This window comes from Pseudomonas sp. P4_D7 (assembly GCF_056401755.1).
In genome coordinates, this window is sequence record NZ_JBFUIR010000131.1 from 1 (window position 1) to 2551 (window position 2551).

The 2551-nt window shown below is 55.7% G+C and carries 3 protein-coding genes; 2 read left to right on the forward strand and 1 reads right to left on the reverse strand.

Annotation, left to right across the window (positions count from 1 at the left end):
* A partial coding sequence (tyrS, locus tag AC1DVF_RS28965; RefSeq protein ID WP_477783592.1) for a tyrosine--tRNA ligase occupies positions 1-679 on the reverse strand: 679 nt, incomplete at its 3' end.
* A 212-nt stretch (positions 680-891) separates the two neighbouring features.
* On the opposite strand from tyrS, the gene AC1DVF_RS28970 reads away from it, so the two are divergent.
* Positions 892-2310, forward strand: coding sequence for a peptidoglycan DD-metalloendopeptidase family protein (locus AC1DVF_RS28970; protein ID WP_093441835.1), 1419 nt, complete (start codon positions 892-894; stop codon positions 2308-2310).
* A gap of 3 nt (positions 2311-2313) precedes the next feature.
* Positions 2314-2551, forward strand: a 238-nt coding sequence (locus AC1DVF_RS28975) for an anhydro-N-acetylmuramic acid kinase (protein ID WP_477783593.1), incomplete at its 3' end; no start/stop codon positions are given.

The following is a 2551-nucleotide window of genomic DNA, read 5'->3' on the forward strand; positions in this document are numbered from 1 at the left end:
TCTTCTTCACGCCATCCAGACCTTCGAGCAGCGGCATGGTCAAAATGCATTGAGCCTCTTGACCATAACCACGCTGCAACTCACGCCCCATCAGCAAGTTGAATTTCTGATCGGTACCACCCAGCTCGACATCCGCCCGCAGCGCAACCGAATCGTATCCCTGCACCAGCGGATAGAGGAACTCGTGAATAGCGATTGGCTGATTGGTGGTGTAGCGCTTATCGAAGTCGTCACGCTCAAGCATGCGCGCCACGGTGTACTGAGAGGTCAGGCGGATGAAGTCCGCCGGCCCCATCTCGTCCATCCAGGTGGAGTTGAACGCAACTTCGGTTTTCGCCGGATCAAGAATCTTGAACACCTGCGTCTTGTAAGTCTCGGCGTTTTCCAGAACCTGCTCGCGAGTCAACGGAGGACGCGTAGCACTCTTGCCGCTCGGATCACCGATCATTCCGGTGAAGTCACCTATAAGGAAGATAACCTGATGCCCCAGCTCCTGGAACTGGCGCAGCTTATTAATAAGCACCGTGTGACCCAAATGCAGATCAGGAGCGGTCGGATCGAAACCAGCCTTGATACGCAGCGGTTGGCCGCGCTTGAGCTTCTCGATCAGCTCGGACTCGACCAATAGTTCTTCCGCACCACGTTTAATCAGCGCTAGCTGCTCTTCAACCGACTTCATAACAGACCCGCAAGGCTCAGATTCAAAGGGAACCAACCATACAAGATCGTGCACCAATTACAAGTTTTGCCCGGCGCACGGACACCAATCCACAAACGCGGCGTCTGCAGACTTGCTTCAGAGATGATTTGGTTATATTTTATACAGTTATTTCATCTTCATCATGTCATTCATCTTTTCCAATTCATCTTTTTTCAAAGTCAAAATTACTTATGACCACAGAACCGTCTAAAGCGCCTCCGCTTTACCCGAAGACCCACCTGCTCGCCGCAAGTGGAATCGCCGCCCTTCTCAGCCTGGCACTCCTGGTATTCCCTTCCAGTGATGTTGAAGCCAAAAAGACGACCCTGAGCCTTGAACTGGAAAGTCCTGCTGAACAACTGACACAAGATCAAGACGCCGCTGACGCAGCTCAAGCCACAAATGAGCCCGTAGCTTCGCCATTTGCTCAAATCGAAAACAGTAGCGAAAACACCCCGCAAACCGCAGAGGCTGCACCTGCGCCAGCCGCTGAAAAGCCAAAAGCGCCTGGCCATCGCGAGGTCATTGTTGCCAAGGGCGATACCCTGTCGACCCTGTTCGAAAAGGTCGGCCTGCCTGCCGCCTCCGTTCACGAAGTCCTGGCCAGCGACAAACAAGCCAAACAGTTCAGCCAACTCAAGCATGGCCAGAAGCTCGAATTCGAATTGACCCCTGACGGCCAACTGACCAGTTTGCACAGCAAGGTCAGTGACGTCGAAACCATTACCCTGACCAAGAATGACAAGGGTTATGCCTTCAACCGGGTTACCGCAAAACCAACCGTTCGAACTGCTTACGTCCATGGCGTAATCAATAGCTCGCTCTCACAATCAGCAGCCCGTGCCGGTCTCTCCCATAGTCTGACCATGGATATGGCCAGCGTCTTTGGCTACGACGTCGATTTCGCTCAAGACATCCGCCAGGGTGACGAATTCGATGTGATCTACGAGCAGAAAGTGGTCAACGGCAAAGCCGTCGGCACCGGACCTATCCTGTCCGCTCGCTTTACTAACCGCGGCAAGACCTACACCGCCGTGCGTTACACCAACAAGCAAGGCAACAGCAGCTACTACACCGCTGACGGCAACAGCATGCGCAAGGCGTTCATCCGTACTCCGGTGGATTTCGCCCGCATCAGTTCGAAGTTCTCAATGGGCCGCAAGCACCCGATCCTCAACAAGATTCGCGCCCACAAAGGTGTTGATTACGCTGCGCCGCGCGGCACGCCAATCAAGGCTGCCGGTGACGGTAAAGTGTTGCTGGCCGGACGTCGTGGTGGCTACGGCAACACGGTGATCATCCAGCATGGCAACACCTACCGCACGCTGTACGGCCACATGCAAGGCTTCGCCAAAGGCGTGAAGACTGGCGGCTCCGTTAAGCAAGGCCAAGTCATCGGCTACATCGGCACCACCGGCCTCTCGACCGGCCCGCACTTGCACTATGAGTTCCAGGTCAACGGCGTTCACGTCGATCCGCTGGGACAGAAGCTGCCAATGGCTGATCCAATTGCCAAAGCCGAACGCGCTCGCTTCCTTGCACAGAGCCAGCCGCTGATGGCGCGCATGGATCAAGAGAAAGCCACCATGCTGGCTTCGAGCAAGCGCTAAGTCATGGCCCTGTATATCGGCGTGATGTCCGGAACCAGCCTCGACGGTCTGGACATTGCCCTGATCGAACAGACTTCGGCGATCAAACTGGTCGCCACCCACTACATCCCCATGCCTGAATCCCTGCGCGCCGAGCTGCTTGGCTTGTGCGCCAGCGGTCCTGACGAAATCGCCCGCTCGGCGATTGCCCAGCAGAACTGGGTGACACTCGCGGCGCAGGGCATTCATACCCTCCTCGATC

What these genes read in the sequence shown, in the direction of transcription:
- AC1DVF_RS28970 (WP_093441835.1), top strand. Translation starts at nt 892, where the DNA reads ATGACCACAGAACCGTCTAAAGCGCCTCCGCTTTACCCGAAGACCCAC.